The sequence below is a fragment of the Bacillus cereus group sp. N31 genome (assembly GCF_016483245.1).
Taxonomy (GTDB): Bacteria; Bacillota; Bacilli; order Bacillales; family Bacillaceae_G; genus Bacillus_A; species Bacillus_A toyonensis.
On record NZ_JAEHCH010000017.1, the window covers coordinates 19079 to 37668 of the forward strand.

Consider the following 18590-nt stretch of genomic DNA (forward strand, 5'->3'; position numbering starts at 1 on the left):
GGATATGTCAAAAGAGATAGCAAAAAAACGTATAGAAGAACTACGTGATTTGTTAAATACATTTAACTATCAATATCACGTATTAGACAATCCTTCTGTTTCTGATGCGGAGTATGACCGTAATATGCAGGAGCTTATAAAATTAGAAGCAGAGAATCCAAAGTTCATGAGTGAAGACTCTCCCTCCGTGCGCGTTGGGGGAACTGTTCTTGATATATTTGAAAAAGTAACGCATAAGTCACCGATGTTAAGTTTAGGGAATGCATTTAACGAAGGAGATTTGCGTGATTTTGACCGAAGAGTACGTCAAGGAATTGATGATGCGAATGTAAGATATATATGCGAATTAAAAATTGACGGACTTGCTGTTTCACTTCATTATGAAAAAGGACGCTTTATTCAAGGTGCAACACGTGGTGATGGTATAACAGGTGAAGATATTACCCAAAACTTGAAAACGATTAAAGCAATTCCACTTCGATTAAATGAAGAGGTAACGTTAGAAGCGCGAGGCGAGGCTTATATGCCGAAGCGTTCATTCGTTAAACTAAATGAAGAAAAAGAGCAAAACGGTGAAGATGTATTTGCGAATCCGCGTAATGCGGCAGCAGGTTCAATACGTCAACTTGATACGAAAATTGCAGCAAAGCGTAACCTATCCATGTTTGTATATGGTCTTGCAAATGTAGAAGAAAAAACAATTTCATCGCATAGCGAATCACTTGATTTCTTAGGTGAACTGGGGTTTAAGACAAATCCAAATCGCCGTACATGTGAAACAATTGAAGAGGTTATAGCTTATGTAGAAGAATGGCAGGAAAAACGTCCGAATCTTGATTATGAGATTGATGGGATCGTTATAAAAGTAGACGATGTTGCTCTTCAAGAAAGCCTAGGAACTACTGCAAAGAGTCCAAGATGGGCGATTGCTTATAAATTCCCGGCTGAAGAAGTTGTAACGAGATTAACGGGCATTGAATTAAGTGTTGGCCGTACAGGGGTTGTAACACCGACTGCAGAGTTAGAACCAGTACGAGTGGCTGGTACGATCGTTCGTCGTGCTTCCTTACATAACGAGGATTTAATTCGTGAAAAAGACATTCGAATTGGTGACTACGTTGTTGTGAAAAAGGCTGGAGATATTATTCCTGAAGTTGTGAACGTTATTTTTGATAAGCGTAATGGTGAGGAAGAAGAATACCGCATGCCAACGCATTGTCCGGCATGTGAGAGTGAACTAGTTCGTTTAGAAGAAGAGGTTGCACTTCGTTGTATAAATCCAACTTGTCCTGCACAAATTCGCGAGGGATTAATTCATTTCGTTTCAAGAAATGCAATGAATATTGACGGACTTGGCGAGCGTGTCATCACACAGCTCTTTGATGCAGATTATATTCGTACGTTTGCAGATTTATATGCATTGACGAAAGAACAATTACTACAGCTAGAGCGTTTTGGTGAAAAATCAGCAACAAATTTAATACAAGCAATTGAGAATTCGAAGGAAAACTCGTTAGAGCGATTATTATTTGGCCTTGGAATTCGCCATGTCGGAGCGAAAGCAGCACGTACATTTGCAGAGCATTTTGAAACGATGGATGCACTTGTGAAAGCGACGGAAGAGGAGCTAAAATCAATTAATGAAATTGGTGAAAAAATGGCGCAATCCGTTGTGACATATTTTGATAATGAAGATGTATTAGAGCTATTACAACAGTTTAAAGAGTATGGCGTGAACATGACATACAAAGGCATAAAAAGTGCAGATTTACAAAATGTTGAATCTTACTTTGCAGGGAAAACTGTCGTCTTAACTGGGAAATTAGAAGTGATGGGACGCAGTGAAGCGAAGAAGAAGATTGAGGTATTAGGTGGAAAAGTAACAGGAAGTGTTAGTAAAAGTACGGATTTAGTTGTTGCTGGTGAAGCTGCTGGCTCAAAATTAGCGCAAGCAGAGAAGCACAATGTTGAAGTTTGGAATGAAGAGAGGTTCTTACAAGAGCTAAATAAGTAAGAGGTGCAAACTTACCATGAAAAAAATAGCATTAGCGGTATTAAGTCTTGGCCTACTTGTAAGTGGTTGTAGCGCAGGTGCCGACAAAGATGAAAAAGTGGCTGAGAAATCAGGGAAAGCAAAAGAGCAAGCAGTCGTTCCGAAGTATGCTATTTCGGATGAATATTATAAGACGACTGTTCCATTTGATGCAGGATCTGCACGTGGATTAGTTGTGCAGGGATTAAATAATCGTCTTGATATAGATGAATTTGAAACAGGATTAATGCGTATTGCAAAAGAATCATTTAATACGAAAGATTATTTCTTTAAAGGTGGAAGTACTCTAGATGATCAAACCGTAAAAATGCTTGTAAAAAGAAAGCGTACAGATGCCGAACAAAAGGAACTAGAGAGCAAATTAAAAAAAGATGCAGTTAAATTTCCGAATATAGGGCTCAATCCAGCGTTAGGCGAAGGATCAGAATCACTAGAAGTGAAAAATAAAAAAAATCCAATATATATTTCAAATATTTTAGAGCATAATTATTATGTGAAAAAAGGCGATAAAGATGTTGAACTTGGTGGTATTGTAGTTGGTTTAGCAATGAATTCTGTTCAATATTTTAATGAAGAGCATGGTTATCCGCGTGAGGCTAAAATCGAGGACGAAAAAATGTTAGCTGAAGGGAAAAAAATGGCGCAAGAAATCTTGAAAGTTATGCACCAAAAAAAGCCCGACATAAAAAACGTTCCGATTACATTTGCGATTTATCGTCAATCTCCAAAGTCTGCACTTGTGCCAGGAAACTTTGTTTCTTATGCTAATGTGGAAAAAGGTAGTGAAACGGTTGAAGATTGGAAACAAATTAACGAGAAATACTATTTGTTCCCGTCTGAACAAGCAAAAACAGACAATAAGCGTGAAGATCTTGCAAGGGTATCTAACTTCAAAGCAAAACTAAGCGATTATTTCCAAGGCGATTATTCCGCTGTTATCGGTACTGGTATGTATAGAGACGAGGAATTAAAAGAAATGAAGCTGGATATTCCTGTCCAGTTTAATGGAAAAGCGGAAATAATTGGTTTTACACAATATGTAGCAGGGCTTGTTATGGAATACTTCCCAAATTATATGAGAGTACAAGTAACAATTAAATCTGTAGAACGTCCAGAAGCGATTATTATACGTGAAGCGAAGCAAGATGAGCCACTCGTAAAAATTTTAGATTAAAGATAAAAGCTGTTCCACAAAGGAACAGCTTTTTTTCTTGAGGAATTTTGTTATAATTTTAAATGTTATAAATAAGGGGATAAGGGGTAAAGGTCATGGACGAACTAAGTCTTCAAGTCATTATTTTATTAATTGCATTCGGATTTTTAGCAGCTTTTATTGATTCAGTTGTTGGAGGTGGAGGATTAATTTCGCTTCCTGCACTAATGTTTGTCGGTTTGTCACCAGCTTCGGCAATTGCAACGAATAAATTAGCTGCAACGATGGGGACGTTTACGAGTGCAATTTATTTTATTCGATCAGGAAAAGTCGATTTTAAAATTGTAGGAAAGTTAATCCCGTTAACTATTATTGGAGCGGTCGCAGGTGCTTTAGTGGTAAAATTTATTCCACCGGATATTTTACGTCCATTAGTACTTGTAATGTTGGTGTTTATTGCCATTTATATTATTGCAAAAAAGGATTGGGGAAGCGTATCTACCTATAAGAAGATGACGAAAAGGAAAACATTAATATTTTTCTTTGTTATTTTAATGATAGGGTTTTATGATGGTTTTTTTGGACCAGGGACAGGATCCTTTTTAATTTTTGCATTTTTATTAATAGGTTTGGATTTTATTCAAGCAGCGGCATCTGGAAAACTTTTGAACTTTGTTAGTAATATCGTATCTTTAATTACTTTTTTATTTTTAGATATAATTCATTTTGAATACGGTATTATTATGGGATTATCAATGATTTTAGGTGCTTATTTTGGATCGAAGTTTGCAGTTCAAAAAGGCGTTGGATATGTAAGGACTTTATTTTTATTAGTTACTATATTATTGATCGGAAAAAATGTTTTGGAATATACTCATATTTTGTAGATTCATACGCATGTATGAATCTCTTTTTTTGTTATATTTTAAAAATTTATTAATTTTTAAAATATAAGTCTAGGAATATTTGAATAAATCTAAATTATCGTGTAGAATAATGTTGTAAAATGTAAACGTTTTTCTAAGGGGAGGCTAAAAAGAATGGTAGTAGCATACAAACATGAGCCATTTACAGATTTTTCAGTAGAGGCTAACAAATTAGCGTTTGAAGAAGGTTTAAAGAAAGTAGAATCTTATCTTGGACAAGACTATCCATTAATTATTGGGGGAGAAAAAATCACTACAGAAGATAAAATTGTTTCTGTAAACCCTGCAAATAAAGAGGAACTTGTTGGTCGTGTTTCAAAAGCAAGCCGTGAATTAGCTGAAAAAGCAATGCAAGTAGCGGATGCAACATTCCAAACTTGGAGAAAGTCAAAACCAGAAATGCGTGCAGACATTTTATTCCGTGCTGCAGCAATTGTTCGTCGTAGAAAACATGAGTTCTCTGCTATCCTTGTAAAAGAAGCAGGTAAACCATGGAATGAGGCAGATGCTGATACAGCGGAAGCAATCGACTTTATGGAATATTATGCTCGTCAAATGTTGAAATTGAAAGACGGTATTCCAGTAGAAAGCCGTCCAATTGAATATAATCGTTTCTCTTACATTCCATTAGGAGTAGGTGTTATCATTTCTCCTTGGAACTTCCCATTCGCAATTATGGCAGGTATGACAACAGCTGCTTTAGTTTCTGGTAACACAGTATTACTAAAACCAGCTAGTACAACTCCTGTAGTAGCTGCGAAATTCATGGAAGTATTAGAAGAAGCTGGCTTACCAGCTGGCGTAGTAAACTTCGTGCCAGGTAATGGTTCTGAAGTTGGTGACTACTTAGTAGATCATCCTCGTACACGTTTCGTAAGCTTCACTGGATCTCGTGATGTAGGTATCCGCATTTATGAGCGTGCAGCGAAAGTAAATCCAGGTCAAATCTGGTTAAAACGTGTTATCGCTGAAATGGGCGGTAAAGATACAATCGTTGTTGATAAAGAAGCAGATCTTGAATTAGCAGCTAAATCTATCGTTGCATCAGCATTCGGATTCTCAGGACAAAAATGTTCTGCATGTTCTCGTGCTGTAATCCACGAAGATGTATATGATCACGTATTAAATCGTGCTGTTGAATTAACAAAAGAATTAACAGTTGATAACCCAGCTGTATTAGGTACAAATATGGGTCCTGTTAATGACCAAGCTGCATTCGATAAAGTAATGAGCTATGTTGCAATTGGTAAAGAAGAAGGTAGAATCCTAGCAGGTGGCGAAGGAGACGATTCTAAAGGCTGGTTCATCCAACCAACAATCGTTGCTGATGTTGCAGAAGATGCTCGCTTAATGAAAGAAGAAATCTTCGGACCAGTAGTAGCATTCTGTAAAGCAAAAGACTTCGATCATGCACTTGCAATTGCAAACAATACAGAATACGGTTTAACAGGAGCAGTTGTTTCTAATAACCGCGACCATATTGAAAAAGCACGTGAAGACTTCCATGTAGGTAACTTATACTTCAACCGTGGATGTACTGGTGCAATCGTAGGTTACCAACCATTCGGTGGCTTTAACATGTCTGGTACAGACTCTAAAGCTGGTGGCCCAGATTACTTAGCACTTCACATGCAAGCAAAAACTACTTCTGAAACTTTATAAGAAATAGTAGAGGAGCTTTTCACAGAATGTGAAGAGCTCCTTTTTAAATTAGAATCCCATATATTACTATTATGCGAAGAGGACGAGCTAAACCCTATTAATAGCGGGACAAACATGTAAATAGAAATAAAGTGACGGGAAAAGTTGATTTATTAGTCACATTTTTTAGTATTCATTTTAAGAATTTCCTGTATAATACAATTTGAAAGAAAATCTATGGTTTGACAAGAAACACTCTTTTCGGTTTTGCTCACTGAATGGAGTGTTTTTTTGTAACCAAAAATTCCTCTGTACTCATTGCATTTGCATATACTCCATTTAAACTGGCCAAAATTGTATTGTGAATATAAACAGCTGGTATAGTAGCATTCTTAAAAGAAAGATCTTTTGTAGCACAAGCATCGTGTATAACGGTACAATGAAAGCCGAAATCAAAAGCAGCTCTTACGGTAGCATCAATACACATATGAGTCATCATCCCGCATATGACGATGTGTTCAATGTCTAAACGTTGTAATTGTTCTAAAAGATTAGTTTCTCGGAAGCTATTTGGATAATGTTTGAGTATAACAGTTTCTTCTCTAAGCGGACGGACATTCTCGTGAATATGGACACCTTCTGTATTAGGTAGGAAAAAAGTAGCATCATCTTTTATTGCTACATGCTGGATATGAAAAATAGGTTCGTCGTTCATTCTAAAGTGTTTTAGTAGCTCACTGGCATACTCACTTGCTTCTACCGGATTGCGCAATTCCATCTTTCCATTTGGAAAATAATCATTTTGGATATCAACGAGTAATAGAGCTGTTTTCATATATTCACCTTCCTCTGATTTCATATTCAAATAATAGTATTCAATTCATAGAAAAAATAATCCTTTTAAAAAATATGAGGGAGAAGAATTTTACATAACCTTCAAGATTACTATTTTATTATGAATTTTTATTTGAAAATTCTAATAAAGAAATAATTAATATTTTTCTAAAAAATGTATTGACTCTCACTATTCTGAGTTCTATAATGAGAATTAATTAAACGACAATTAAATCGATACATTCTTATCCAGAGAGGTGGAGGGACTGGCCCTACGATACCTCAGCAACGGGTTTTTTAATACCGTGCTAACTCCAGCAAGTCTTTATAGGCTTGGAAGATGAGAAGATGTGAACGAGTACATATAAGTGCTCTCCTTCTTATCTTTTATTACTGATAAGAAGGAGAGCACTTTTTATTTTACCTCGAAAGCTCTACTTCTAGTTTTTACAGCATATAGGAGGGAAGAAAATGATTTCTTTTAATAACGTAAGTAAAGTATATGAATCAGGTGGGCAATCTGTTCATGCTGTGGAGGATGTAACATTATCAGTTGAGAAGGGCGAAATTTTTGGCATTATCGGATTTAGTGGTGCTGGAAAGAGTACTTTATTACGCCTAGTAAACATGTTAGAGAGACCGACTGCAGGAACGATCTCAATAGATGATAAAGATATTACATCATTATCAACGAAAGAATTACGGAAACTTAGACAAAGAATTGGGATGATTTTCCAAAGTTTTAATTTATTTAATTCAAGAACAGTGTTTGGGAATATTGCTTATCCATTAAAGTTAGCGAAAGTACCAAAGAATGAAATAAAAGAAAGAGTCAATGAACTGCTGAAGTTTGTAGGGCTAGAAGATAAAGCAAACTATTATCCGGAGCAGTTATCAGGCGGACAAAAGCAACGTGTTGGGATTGCTAGGGCACTTGCAACATCACCAGATATACTTATATGTGATGAGGCAACATCAGCCTTAGATCCAGAAACAACGACAGAGATTTTAAACTTATTAAAGAAAGTCAATCGTGAATATAATTTAACAATTCTTCTTATTACACATGAAATGCATGTTGTGAAAGAAATTTGTCACCGTGTAGCTGTAATGGAGAAGGGAAAAGTTATTGAAGAAGGAAAACTGTTTGATGTTTTCACACAACCAAAAACAAAGACAACTCAAAACTTTGTACGTTCTGTTATTAATGACCACTTGCCAGAAAGTGTTCTAGCGAAAATTCAAAATGGTGGTCAGATTTATCGCTTAACTTTTACTGGTGAGGAGACAGGACAGCCGGTACTATCATATATCGCAAAAAACTATAACGTCGATGTAAATGTACTGTACGGAAATATTATTGAACTTCAAAATGTGCTATTTGGAAATCTTCTTGTAGAATTGCAAGGTGAACAGAAGGAAATTCAAAAAGCATTACAACATCTAAGACTGCAAGTGAAGCTGAAGGAGGTAGAAGCTCATGCGAGTTGATTGGAGTATATTTTGGCCTCGTATATTAGATGCGACGGGGGACACCCTCTTAATGGTAATTGTAACCCTTATATTCGCTACAATTCTCGGTATACCTCTAGGTTTACTTTTATATGTAACGAGAAAAGGTAATTTTTTAGAAAATAAATGGGTTTTTTCTATTCTTAACGTCATCATTAATACAATTCGTCCAGTTCCATTCATTATCTTTTTAGTAGCTTTAAGCCCACTAACAAGAAGCGTGATTGGAACGACGATTGGAACAGCGGCAGCAATCTTCCCAATGACGTTAGTGGCATCTATTGGTATTGCTAGAATGGTTGAAACAAATCTTGTCTCAGTTCCGAAAGGAGTAATTGAAGCTGCACAAGCGATGGGCGCTTCACCACTTAGAATTGTTTTTGAAATTCTCGTGCCAGAAGCGTTAGCACCATTGATCTTAGGTGTTACGTTTATGACAGTTGGTTTAATTGAATTTTCTGCAGTTGCTGGGCTTGTCGGTGGTGGTGGTCTTGGTGACTTAGCAATGACATATGGTTATCAACGTTTTGATACATCAGTTATGTTCGTAACGGTCGTTTTACTTATTATTCTCGTACAGATAGCTCAAAATTTAGGGAACTACTTTGCGAAAGTCTTTTTACGCAGATCATAAAAAGGAAGAGGGGAAAAGAAAATGAAGAAAATTTTAGCATTTGCATTATCAGCGATTGTAGGAATTTCAGCACTAAGCGGCTGCTCAGGTGGAGACACGGGTGCAGGAGCGAAAGAGAAAGTAGTTCGCGTCGGTGTAACTGGAACGGATGGAGACGTTTGGGAAATTTTGAAGAAAAAAGCTGAAAAAGAAGGGATTAAAATTAAACTGGTTGAGTTCTCTGATTATACAACGCCAAATAAAGCGTTAGCTGATGGAGATATTGAATTAAACTCATTCCAGCATATTGCTTTCTTAGAGCAATTTAAAAAGGAGCATAAGTTAGATATTACAGCTGTCGGTACAACACAAATTGCACCAATGGGCTTATTCTCTGAAAAATATAAGAAAGCAAATGAAATCCCAGATGGTTCAGAAATTGCTATTCCAAATGATCCAACGAACCAAGCACGTGCATTAAAACTTCTTGATGCAGCGGGGTTATTGAAACTTAAAAAAGATTTTGGTCTATTTGGGGATCCAAGTGGTATCGCTGAAAATCCGAAGAAGTTAAAAATTACACCGGTTATTGCACAGCAAACACCTCGTGTATTAAAAGATGTAGCAGCTTCAGTTATTAATAACGGTGTGGCTGGTCAAGCTGGATTAGATCCAGCGAAGGATCCTATTTTCTTAGAAGATCCAAAGAATGAAAATGCGAAGCCTTATATTAATATTTTCGCAGCTCGTACGAAAGATAAAGATGATCCAACACTGAAAAAAGTAATTGAATTATATCATTCAAAAGAAGTAACAGATGCAGTTAAGAAAGAAACAAAGGATGGTTCAATTTCAGTAGATCTTTCACTTGAGGAGCTTGAAAAAATCGTAAAATAATCATTGGGTTTAATGAACTAACAGAAGGAACCCCTCCGCTGTTAGTTCGTTCAACATATAATCTACTTAACAAACAAAACCCTAATTTTGTACCTTCCAATTTTGTATAACGTAGAATCCAATGTTTGTTAAGTAGAGTGATGGACCGGGAGTTTTCCTGGTCTTTTTTTATTACTGAAAGCAGCTAGCGAATAGTAAGGTAATCCAAATTATAATGGGATAAGAAAGTAAGCTGAAAATGAGTGTAATTACGAATTGCTTTTTATGAATTAATTGTTTTTTGGATGAAAAAAAGAAAATAGAAAAGATAACAATGAAAACTGAGGATATTACGCCAGGATTATAGGAGCGATAAATCAAAAACAAAATAATATGTTGCACAGCGTTAAAGAAAATGGCTCCTTGTATAAAAATAATCCAGTGTATAGAAGACAAGAAGTTTAGTTGATATAGAAAGACGATAAGTACGACGAAGATTGTTAATATGGAAATGGCAATGAAAAATTGTTGGCTAGTTATAAGATGAATTGAAAATTGATTAGCAAGATATTGTGGCATTTGGAAAGCTTCTTCAAGGTTATGAATGAAAAATAATAAAGGAATGATCCAAAGCGTAATAGTGGAATGTTTTTTTAGCAACTTATATCACTCCAATAAAGTATAGAAAGCCTAAAAAGGCCCTCTATACAGAGATGATTATTCAATTATGATACTTTTTAAATTATCTTCATGATGCTTTCGTTCTTTCGGATAAGCAGCTAGCTCCTCTTGCAAAATACTTAGCATTTGCTTAGCTGATTGCTGGACTGGAGTAGGTAGCTCTTCTAATATACGCATACCGACTCTTACTTTTGTCCGAATTACTTTTCGTAGTAATTCCTCATGCATGCACCACACCTCCAAATCGAATGTTTAGTACATCCTCTTCAAACTTGGCTCCTTGAATAGAAAGGTGTGTTAATGTTTTTGGTAATGTGATGTTCCGTTTAACAGAGCCGGCTCGAATAATAAGCTCATCACCTTTTTGATTTAATGAAAGTTCACTTTTGTTTGAGAAGGGGATGGACAGAACGAAAATATATTCATCGCCATCTTTTTTCACATATTGTGTGCGACCATTGAATTTCACTTCAGTAGGAGAGGAATCTGATTTAAATAAAGCATCTCCTACACGCTCTAACATAGGTAAGCCAACAACTTCTTGTTCAAACATAGGAGCTTCGTAAATAGGAAGTGGATCAAAACTATTTTGAATTAATGTTTTATATTTTTTTTGCGTATCTTTCCATGCTTGAAAATAAGGGTCGGTGACAGTGTTAGGGATAACGCGGTTAATCATAATCGCATCTACGTTATAATCGTATAAATTTAAATACGTAAAGCTACGCTGAGCTTCTTTAATGACCATTTTTTCGGGATTTACAACGATGCGGATACTTGTTATTTCTCGGTTCGATAAAATATCTCTCATTTCTCCAAGCTGTTCAAGTGTATTTGTTAATTCGTCCATAATATCATCGGTTGGAAGGGGGACACCAAGAAGTGGTTGAGCTACAGGACGAACGACTTTTAAAACTTTTCTTTTAATAGGAAATAATTTTTCCATCCACCAGCCGAGCATGTCTGGAAAACTAAGCATTGCTAATGTTTCTCCTGTTGGAGCGCAATCAATGATGATAACGTCGTATGTGTTTTTTTTATAATAATCGAGCACGCGAAGTAAGCTAATTAAATCTTCCATACCAGGAAACATAGTTAATTCTTCTGTTGTAATATCATCAGCTGCTTTGGAAGTGAATAACAAGGTAATGTATTTCTGTAACTTTCCCCAGCCTTTTTCCATTTCATAAATCGTATTAATCTCTTGTGCCCACAAGTTTTCGCGAATTTCTAATGGCTCAGAAGATAGCTTTATACCAAATGAATCTCCTAAACTATGAGCAGGATCTGTACTCATTACTAATGTTTTTAATCCTTGTTTTGCGCTTTGAAGTGCTGTTGCTGCTGAAATGCTAGTTTTTCCTACGCCGCCTTTACCTGTATACAAAATAATTCTCATCATTCTATCCCCTTTATTTCGGTTATCGAATATTACGAACATCGAAGTATTTAAGCGAATAAAAACCCAGTTAGGGCTTTATCACGCATTAACGGGCAGTAAGACTTCCGTCCAAAAATTCGGCTGGAGCAAAGAAATTAGGTGGGAGGTCAACTGCCCGTAAATGCCCGATTGGTTCAACTAATAATCAGTGAGGGATGAGAAAACCCCTCACTGATTAAAGTTTCACTTTATTCAATCGGAATGTTTTTCATTCTAGGTGTAGAAACCTTTTCTTCTGTTTTTTGCTGTGTCGTAGCAATGTGATTCATAATCTTTTGGAAGATTTGTAGTAAGAATGCTTTTTCTTCTTCTGACAATGCTTCTGTCATTAAGCTAAAGTAATGGGCTGCATTTTGTTTTACTTCTTGAACGAGCATTACGCCGTTTTCTGTTAAACGAATTAATACAATACGTCGATCGTTTTCATCACGGTACCGTTCAATATACCCCTTTTTTACAAGGCGATTTACAACACCTGTCGTTGTACTCATCGGTATATCAAGAAGGTCAGCAATTTTTGTCATTGTAATATCTGTATTTCGCTCCATCCAAAGTAAACAAAATACTTCTGTCTTTGAAAGTGTTAAATCAAGGCTTACCCATTCTTCAGGATAGAAAAGTTTCTTGGCGTTATCTAGCAGTAAGTCTAAAAAATGTTCATATTGCAACAATTAATTCCACTCCCGTATATTTCGAGGTTCGTAATATTTATTTTTATTTTATGAAGAATAGAAATAAATGTCAATAATTTTAATTATTTTTTCAGATTAGAAAGAAAACAATCTTTAAAATGGCATTTTTTTATGATAGATTAATAAATAGAAAAATAATTTTACATAAAAATCCATAACGGTAAATATATTTATCTATAATGGATGTGCATCTAACAAGGGGGATAATGATGAGAAGAAGAAATACGCAAGCGTTCACGTTTTTAGCATGGACTTCATTTGTTTGTGCGCTTTCAGGGATGCTAATTGGGATTTACACGTTAGATGAAACGCTTAGTGTAAAAGGGTACTATTTAATTGGAACGTTATTTTTAACGATGTCTTGTTTTGTATTACAAAAAACAATTCGTGATAATGAAGAAGATAACGAGAGATTTCCAAAAAATAAACCGTTAGATAAAGAGTAAATTGTAAAGAAAGGCGTTTGCCTTTCTTTTTTTATGTAAAAATGCCGTAAGTGCCATGTGTTGACTTGCTTGAAGTACTGAAAATTTGGTATCATCAATAGTATTGTAGATTGAACGATATATTATGGAGGTGGCCTAGCCGTGTCAAGAATTTCCGTTGAGAATGTAAAGCACGTAGCACATTTAGCACGTCTTGCAATTACTGATCAAGAAGCAGAAAAATTTCAAAAACAACTAGATGCAATTGTTACATTTGCAGAACAGTTAAATGAATTAGATACAACAGATGTAAAACCAACAACTCATGTATTAACTATGAAAAATGTTATGCGTGAAGATGTGCCAGAAAAAGGTTTACCAGTAGAAGAAGTATTAAAAAATGCACCGGATCACAAAGATAATCAAATCCGTGTTCCAGCAGTATTAGAATAGAGGAGGGGAATTTCGATGTCATTATTTGATCATTCTGTATCAGAGTTACATAAGAAGTTAAACAACAAAGAAATTTCCGTTACGGATTTAGTAGAAGAATCTTACAAACGTATTGCGGATGTTGAAGATAACGTAAAAGCTTTTCTTACATTAGATGAAGAAAATGCACGCGCGAAAGCGAAAGAATTAGATGCTAAGATCGGCGCTGAAGATAATGGTTTGTTATTCGGTATGCCAATCGGTGTAAAAGATAACATTGTAACTAACGGTCTTCGTACTACTTGTGCGAGCAAAATGTTAGCAAACTTTGATCCAATTTACGATGCGACAGTTGTGCAAAAGTTAAAAGCTGCTGACACAGTTACAATCGGTAAATTAAATATGGACGAGTTCGCAATGGGTTCTTCAAATGAAAACTCAGGTTTCTACGCTACAAAAAATCCCTGGAACTTAGATTACGTTCCAGGCGGATCTAGTGGTGGTTCTGCAGCAGCTGTAGCAGCAGGAGAAGTATTATTCTCTCTAGGTTCTGATACAGGTGGTTCTATTCGTCAGCCAGCTGCATATTGCGGTGTTGTAGGTTTAAAACCAACTTACGGACGCGTATCTCGTTACGGATTAGTAGCATTCGCATCTTCACTTGACCAAATCGGACCGATTACACGTACAGTAGAAGACAATGCATACTTATTACAAGCTATTTCAGGTATTGACCGCATGGATGCAACTTCTGCAAATGTTGAAGTTGGAAACTACTTAGCTGGTTTAACAGGCGATGTTAAAGGTTTACGCATTGCTGTACCGAAAGAATACTTAGGCGAAGGTGTTGGCGAAGAAGCTCGTGAGTCAGTACTAGCTGCTTTAAAAGTATTAGAAGGTATGGGCGCAACTTGGGAGGAAGTATCTCTTCCACACTCTAAATACGCTCTAGCAACGTATTACTTATTATCTTCTTCTGAAGCATCTGCTAACCTTTCACGCTTTGATGGCGTACGTTACGGTGTTCGTTCTGATAATGTAAATAACTTATTAGATCTTTACAAAAACACACGTAGCGAAGGTTTCGGTGACGAAGTAAAACGCCGTATTATGCTTGGTACATTTGCACTTAGCTCTGGTTACTATGATGCATATTACAAAAAAGCACAACAAGTACGTACATTAATTAAAAACGACTTTGAAAATGTATTTGCTAACTACGATGTTATTATTGGACCAACAACGCCAACTCCAGCATTTAAAGTGGGCGAAAAAGTGGATGATCCAATGACAATGTATGCAAACGACATTTTAACAATCCCAGTAAACTTAGCAGGTGTTCCAGCGATTTCTGTTCCATGTGGATTCGGTGCTAATAGTATGCCACTTGGATTACAAATCATTGGTAAACACTTCGATGAAGCGACAATTTACCGCGTTGCACATGCGTTTGAGCAAGCAACAGACTATCATACAAAAAAAGCAAGTCTGTAAGGAGGCGAGCATAGATGAATTTAGAAACAATTATTGGTTTAGAGGTTCACGTTGAGTTAAAAACAAATTCGAAAATTTTCTCTGCGAGTCCAACAGAATTCGGAGCAGAGCCAAATACACAAACGAGTGTAATTGACTTAGGATACCCAGGGGTACTTCCAACTTTAAATAAAGAAGCAGTTAACTTTGCAATGAAAGCTGCAATGGCATTAAACTGCGAAATCGCAACGGAAACGAAGTTCGACCGTAAAAACTATTTCTATCCAGATAATCCGAAAGCTTACCAAATCTCTCAGTTTGATAAGCCAATTGGAGAAAATGGTTGGATTGAAATCGAAGTAGATGGCAAAAAGAAACGTATCGGTATTACACGTCTTCATTTAGAAGAAGATGCTGGTAAATCAACGCATACAGCTGACGGGTCATTAGTAGACTATAACCGTCAAGGTATGCCTTTAATCGAAATCGTGTCTGAGCCAGATATGCGTACGCCAGAAGAAGCATACGCATACTTAGAGAAGTTGAAATCAATCATTCAATACACTGGCGTATCTGATTGTAAGATGGAAGAAGGTTCTCTACGTTGTGATGCGAATATTTCCCTTCGTCCAGTGGGACAAGAGAAATTCGGTACAAAAGCAGAACTGAAAAACTTAAACTCATTCACTTACGTACAAAAAGGTCTTGAGCACGAACAAGTGCGTCAAGAAAAAGAATTGTTATCTGGTGGTATCATCCAACAAGAAACACGTCGTTATGATGAAGCAACGAAGAAAACAATCTTAATGCGTATAAAAGAAGGATCTGACGATTACCGTTACTTCCCAGAGCCAGATTTAGTTGAACTTTATATCGATGATGCGTGGAAAGAAGAAGTGCGTGCTTCTATTCCAGAACTTCCAGATGCACGTAAAGCTCGCTACGTTGCTGAAATTGGATTACCAGCTTATGATGCACACGTATTAACATTAACGAAAGAGATGTCTGATTTCTTTGAAGCAACAATTGCAGATGGAGCAGATGCGAAATTAACATCAAACTGGTTAATGGGTGAAGTACTTGCATACTTAAACAAACAACAAAAAGAATTAAAAGATGTTGCATTAACGCCTGCTGGTTTATCTAAAATGGTTCAATTAATTGAAAAAGGTACAATTTCTTCTAAAATCGCGAAGAAAGTATTTAACGAGTTAATTGAAAAAGGTGGAGATCCAGAAGAAATCGTTAAAGCGAAAGGTCTTGTTCAAATTTCTGACGAAGGTACACTTCGTAAAGTCGTAACAGAAATCCTTGATAATAATGAACAATCTATTGAAGACTTCAAAAACGGTAAAGACCGTGCAATTGGCTTCTTAGTTGGTCAAATTATGAAAGCGACAAAAGGACAAGCAAACCCACCGCTTGTTAACAAAATCTTACTTGAAGAGATTAATAAGCGATAAAATAAGAGAGAGATTCTTATTTTTGAACGCTAAAATAGTATAGATTCTTAAAGATTAAACAGAAAAAACACCCTTATTTGGGTGTTTTTTCTGAGTTAATCAAACGTTTGTTTAAATGGTGAAAAATAATTTAAATAAACGTTTGATTAACTGTCAAAAGTGAAAAAATGTTTGTATAGCAACTATGGTATGATAGTTGCAAAAAGGTGGGAATAATGATAAATCTAGACATAGAGGTTTTTTTTCATCTCATGAAATAATAGATAATTATTATTCGTTATATTTAAATTTTTATGGAAGAATGGATAGACATAAAGTGAAACTTTAATCAGTAGTGGGGGTGTTCATCCCCCGTTGATTATTAGCCTTCACCAATCGGGTTCTTACTGCCTGTTTGAGCGGGATAAAAGAAGGATAGGAAGATGAGAGGAGGTAGGCATAGGGATACTGAATAAGAATTCGGTGTATTCTTTTTTTCAATGAATAAGGAATTTCCTGTGCTAATAAATGATGAAACGAGCAAGGATTATTTATAACCCTACTTCTGGGCGTGAGCTATTTAAGAAGAGCTTACCAGAAGTATTACAAAAATTAGAACAAGCTGGATATGAAGCGTCTTGTCATGCGACAACTGGTCCTGGAGATGCAACTGTAGCGGCGAGACAAGCTGCGGATCGTAAGTTTGATGTTGTTATCGCCGCTGGTGGTGACGGTACGTTAAACGAAGTGGTAAATGGTTTAGTAGGACATGAGCATCGTCCGAAGTTTGGAATTATTCCAGTTGGAACGACAAATGACTTCGCACGTGCGATCGGTGTACCTCGCGCTATAGAAGAGGCAGCCGATATTATTTGTGAAGGGAAAACAGTTCCTTTAGATCTTGGTAGAGCGAATGATACATATTTCATTAATATTGCTGGTGGCGGCCGTATTACAGAATTAACATATGAAGTACCAAGCAAGCTAAAGACAGTATTAGGCCAACTTGCTTACTATTTAAAAGGAATAGAAATGTTACCATCATTACATCCAACATATGTTGAAATCGAGTATGATGGGAAGTTATTACAAGAAGAAATTACGATGTTTTTAATTACAAATACTCGTTCAGTTGGTGGATTTGAAAAAGTAGCACCGTATGCATCGATTAACGATGGATTATTTGACTTATTAGTGCTGAAAAAAGGTTCTATCGCTGATTTAATTAAAGCAGCAACACAAGCGCAACGTGGGGAACATATTAACAATCCGAAAGTACTATACACACAAGCGAATCGAATTAAAGTGCATTCACCAGATAAACTAATGATTAATTTAGATGGTGAGTACGGTGGGGATGCACCGATGGAATTCGAAAACATATATCATTGTCTGGAATTATTTGTTCCTGAACATCAAGAGGATGCCCTGTAAGGGCATCTTTTTTTATTAGAATTGTAAATTGGAAGTTAGTTTGATTTTTATGGTATTTTTACAATTCGTTTATTTTATATCCATATTTTATTGATACACTTAAGAGGATAAGAAATGAGAGGTAGGATGCTATGGAGAAGGTAAAAGCAATACTATTTGATAAAGATGGGACATTAATGGATTTTCACTCAATTTGGATAAAAGTAGCGGAAGAGCTTGTAGCGGAATGTATAAATTTATATCAATTACCAGAGTCAATGCAGCAAGCTTTATTAAAAGAGATTGGTGTGGATGGGGTATTTGTTCATCCAAGTAGCGCACTAGCGGCTGGAACAAGCCTCGATGTAGCAAAGGGGCTTTGTAAGTATATTAAATCATCTAAGGAAGAGGAGATGCATGAATGGGTAAGTGAAAAATTATTTTCGCTTATGTACGAGCATCGTTCCTATATGAAAATGACGGCAGATCTACCAAGAATTTTACAAAGTTTAAAAGATAAAGGATTTATTTTAGGTGTTGTTACAGCTGATGATTTTGCGCCGACAGAATTATTTTTAAAACAATATCAATTAGAATCCTTTTTTGGTTATATTGTAGCTTCTGATACGTTTCCGGCACAGAAACCTGATAAAAGAATTATAGAATCCTTTTGTGAAAGGTTTCATTTAGAGGCATGTGAGGTGGCAGTCGTTGGAGATACGCCAACCGATCTATATTTAGCTAAAAACGGTGGTGATTGTTATGCTATTGGAGTACTATCTGGTACGGGAGACCGTAAAACTTTAGAACCACTTGCGGACTTAGTCGTAGAATCTGTTGGTGAGTTTATTTCTCATTCAGGTGAGTTTATTTGGGAACAAGGAAAGTCTAGTATGCAAGGGAAATAAGTCTATAAAGACTCTTGATGAGTCTTTATAGACTTATTTTTTATGCCTGGATACAAAGAGTATAGGATGAATACT

18 protein-coding genes and 1 riboswitch are annotated in these 18590 nt (G+C 36.1%); of the genes, 13 read left to right on the forward strand and 5 right to left on the reverse strand.

The genetic code is table 11. The annotated features are described in order from the left end of the window. Positions 1–4: 4 nt before the first annotated feature. The 4 genes from ligA (at position 5) to pruA (ending at position 5794) form a co-directional block, all read left to right on the forward strand. Complete coding sequence (gene ligA, locus JDS81_RS19565) at positions 5–2014, forward strand: NAD-dependent DNA ligase LigA (protein WP_097953914.1); 2010 nt, start codon at positions 5–7, stop codon at positions 2012–2014. A 16-nt stretch (positions 2015–2030) separates the two neighbouring features. Continuing rightward, positions 2031–3227, forward strand: coding sequence for a CamS family sex pheromone protein (locus JDS81_RS19570; RefSeq protein ID WP_000717024.1), 1197 nt, complete (start codon positions 2031–2033; stop codon positions 3225–3227). Between the two features lie 95 nt (positions 3228–3322). Further along, positions 3323–4093, forward strand: coding sequence for a TSUP family transporter (locus tag JDS81_RS19575; protein ID WP_000343983.1), 771 nt, complete (start codon positions 3323–3325; stop codon positions 4091–4093). A gap of 153 nt (positions 4094–4246) precedes the next feature. Then, complete coding sequence (gene pruA, locus JDS81_RS19580; protein ID WP_000259542.1) at positions 4247–5794, forward strand: L-glutamate gamma-semialdehyde dehydrogenase; 1548 nt, start codon at positions 4247–4249, stop codon at positions 5792–5794. Positions 5795–6044: 250 nt separating this feature from the next. Here the strand turns inward: pruA and JDS81_RS19585 are convergent, their stop codons facing one another. Next, positions 6045–6608, reverse strand: coding sequence for a cysteine hydrolase family protein (locus tag JDS81_RS19585; protein WP_000844918.1), 564 nt, complete (start codon positions 6606–6608; stop codon positions 6045–6047). 241 nt (positions 6609–6849) lie between these two features. Further along, a riboswitch (SAM riboswitch) is annotated at positions 6850–6954 on the forward strand. Positions 6955–7078: 124 nt separating this feature from the next. Here JDS81_RS19585 and JDS81_RS19590 point away from each other — a divergent pair. Genes JDS81_RS19590 through JDS81_RS19600 form a run of 3 tightly spaced genes read left to right on the forward strand, consistent with a single transcriptional unit; the run spans position 7079 to position 9629 of the window. Beyond that, positions 7079–8098 (forward strand): methionine ABC transporter ATP-binding protein, encoded by a 1020-nt coding sequence (locus tag JDS81_RS19590; RefSeq protein WP_000622986.1) that lies wholly within the window; start codon positions 7079–7081, stop codon positions 8096–8098. Further along, on the forward strand, positions 8088–8753 hold the full coding sequence (locus tag JDS81_RS19595) for a methionine ABC transporter permease (RefSeq protein ID WP_016107417.1): 666 nt from the start codon (positions 8088–8090) through the stop codon (positions 8751–8753). Before JDS81_RS19590 ends, JDS81_RS19595 begins: the two co-directional genes overlap by 11 nt. A 21-nt stretch (positions 8754–8774) precedes the next feature. After that, positions 8775–9629: a MetQ/NlpA family ABC transporter substrate-binding protein gene (locus tag JDS81_RS19600; protein WP_000721582.1), complete on the forward strand. Its 855-nt coding sequence runs from the start codon at positions 8775–8777 to the stop codon at positions 9627–9629. 171 nt (positions 9630–9800) lie between these two features. Here the strand turns inward: JDS81_RS19600 and JDS81_RS19605 are convergent, their stop codons facing one another. From JDS81_RS19605 to JDS81_RS19620, 4 genes are all read right to left on the reverse strand, one after another. Then, positions 9801–10268, reverse strand: coding sequence for an HXXEE domain-containing protein (locus JDS81_RS19605; RefSeq protein ID WP_015001211.1), 468 nt, complete (start codon positions 10266–10268; stop codon positions 9801–9803). 57 nt (positions 10269–10325) lie between these two features. Further along, complete coding sequence (locus tag JDS81_RS19610; protein ID WP_097953915.1) at positions 10326–10517, reverse strand: DUF3926 domain-containing protein; 192 nt, start codon at positions 10515–10517, stop codon at positions 10326–10328. Further along, on the reverse strand, positions 10510–11691 hold the full coding sequence (locus JDS81_RS19615; RefSeq protein ID WP_097953916.1) for an ArsA family ATPase: 1182 nt from the start codon (positions 11689–11691) through the stop codon (positions 10510–10512). The genes JDS81_RS19610 and JDS81_RS19615 overlap by 8 nt, the downstream gene beginning before the upstream one ends. Before the next feature lie 227 nt (positions 11692–11918). After that, positions 11919–12401: a MarR family winged helix-turn-helix transcriptional regulator gene (locus JDS81_RS19620; RefSeq protein WP_097953917.1), complete on the reverse strand. Its 483-nt coding sequence runs from the start codon at positions 12399–12401 to the stop codon at positions 11919–11921. Between the two features lie 230 nt (positions 12402–12631). Here JDS81_RS19620 and JDS81_RS19625 point away from each other — a divergent pair, with 230 nt between their 5' ends. The 6 genes from JDS81_RS19625 to JDS81_RS19650 all read left to right on the forward strand — a co-directional run bounded on the left by JDS81_RS19625 (position 12632) and on the right by JDS81_RS19650 (position 18515). Beyond that, on the forward strand, positions 12632–12868 hold the full coding sequence (locus tag JDS81_RS19625) for a YiaA/YiaB family inner membrane protein (RefSeq protein WP_001254393.1): 237 nt from the start codon (positions 12632–12634) through the stop codon (positions 12866–12868). A 141-nt stretch (positions 12869–13009) separates the two neighbouring features. Next, positions 13010–13300 (forward strand): Asp-tRNA(Asn)/Glu-tRNA(Gln) amidotransferase subunit GatC, encoded by a 291-nt coding sequence (gene gatC / locus JDS81_RS19630; RefSeq protein ID WP_000086999.1) that lies wholly within the window; start codon positions 13010–13012, stop codon positions 13298–13300. A gap of 15 nt (positions 13301–13315) precedes the next feature. Next, entirely contained in the window at positions 13316–14773 is a 1458-nt protein-coding gene (gatA, locus tag JDS81_RS19635) for an Asp-tRNA(Asn)/Glu-tRNA(Gln) amidotransferase subunit GatA (protein ID WP_000051450.1), read from the forward strand. A 14-nt stretch (positions 14774–14787) separates the two neighbouring features. Further along, on the forward strand, positions 14788–16215 hold the full coding sequence (gene gatB, locus JDS81_RS19640) for an Asp-tRNA(Asn)/Glu-tRNA(Gln) amidotransferase subunit GatB (RefSeq protein WP_001047675.1): 1428 nt from the start codon (positions 14788–14790) through the stop codon (positions 16213–16215). A gap of 507 nt (positions 16216–16722) precedes the next feature. Continuing rightward, the gene (locus tag JDS81_RS19645; RefSeq protein ID WP_000977668.1) at positions 16723–17628 is read left to right on the forward strand and encodes a diacylglycerol kinase; all 906 of its coding nucleotides are present in this window, start codon (positions 16723–16725) and stop codon (positions 17626–17628) included. Between the two features lie 131 nt (positions 17629–17759). After that, positions 17760–18515: an HAD family hydrolase gene (locus JDS81_RS19650; protein ID WP_097953918.1), complete on the forward strand. Its 756-nt coding sequence runs from the start codon at positions 17760–17762 to the stop codon at positions 18513–18515. Positions 18516–18590 lie beyond the last annotated feature (75 nt).

What these genes read in the sequence shown, in the direction of transcription:
- JDS81_RS19595 (WP_016107417.1), top strand. Translation starts at nt 8,088, where the DNA reads ATGCGAGTTGATTGGAGTATATTTTGGCCTCGTATATTAGATGCGACG.
- gatB (WP_001047675.1), top strand. Translation starts at nt 14,788, where the DNA reads ATGAATTTAGAAACAATTATTGGTTTAGAGGTTCACGTTGAGTTAAAA.
- JDS81_RS19590 (WP_000622986.1), top strand. Translation starts at nt 7,079, where the DNA reads ATGATTTCTTTTAATAACGTAAGTAAAGTATATGAATCAGGTGGGCAA.
- JDS81_RS19575 (WP_000343983.1), top strand. Translation starts at nt 3,323, where the DNA reads ATGGACGAACTAAGTCTTCAAGTCATTATTTTATTAATTGCATTCGGA.
- pruA (WP_000259542.1), top strand. Translation starts at nt 4,247, where the DNA reads ATGGTAGTAGCATACAAACATGAGCCATTTACAGATTTTTCAGTAGAG.
- JDS81_RS19615 (WP_097953916.1), bottom strand. Translation starts at nt 11,691, where the DNA reads ATGATGAGAATTATTTTGTATACAGGTAAAGGCGGCGTAGGAAAAACT.
- ligA (WP_097953914.1), top strand. Translation starts at nt 5, where the DNA reads ATGTCAAAAGAGATAGCAAAAAAACGTATAGAAGAACTACGTGATTTG.
- gatA (WP_000051450.1), top strand. Translation starts at nt 13,316, where the DNA reads ATGTCATTATTTGATCATTCTGTATCAGAGTTACATAAGAAGTTAAAC.
- JDS81_RS19570 (WP_000717024.1), top strand. Translation starts at nt 2,031, where the DNA reads ATGAAAAAAATAGCATTAGCGGTATTAAGTCTTGGCCTACTTGTAAGT.
- JDS81_RS19610 (WP_097953915.1), bottom strand. Translation starts at nt 10,517, where the DNA reads ATGCATGAGGAATTACTACGAAAAGTAATTCGGACAAAAGTAAGAGTC.
- JDS81_RS19600 (WP_000721582.1), top strand. Translation starts at nt 8,775, where the DNA reads ATGAAGAAAATTTTAGCATTTGCATTATCAGCGATTGTAGGAATTTCA.
- JDS81_RS19625 (WP_001254393.1), top strand. Translation starts at nt 12,632, where the DNA reads ATGAGAAGAAGAAATACGCAAGCGTTCACGTTTTTAGCATGGACTTCA.
- JDS81_RS19650 (WP_097953918.1), top strand. Translation starts at nt 17,760, where the DNA reads ATGGAGAAGGTAAAAGCAATACTATTTGATAAAGATGGGACATTAATG.
- JDS81_RS19585 (WP_000844918.1), bottom strand. Translation starts at nt 6,608, where the DNA reads ATGAAAACAGCTCTATTACTCGTTGATATCCAAAATGATTATTTTCCA.
- JDS81_RS19645 (WP_000977668.1), top strand. Translation starts at nt 16,723, where the DNA reads ATGATGAAACGAGCAAGGATTATTTATAACCCTACTTCTGGGCGTGAG.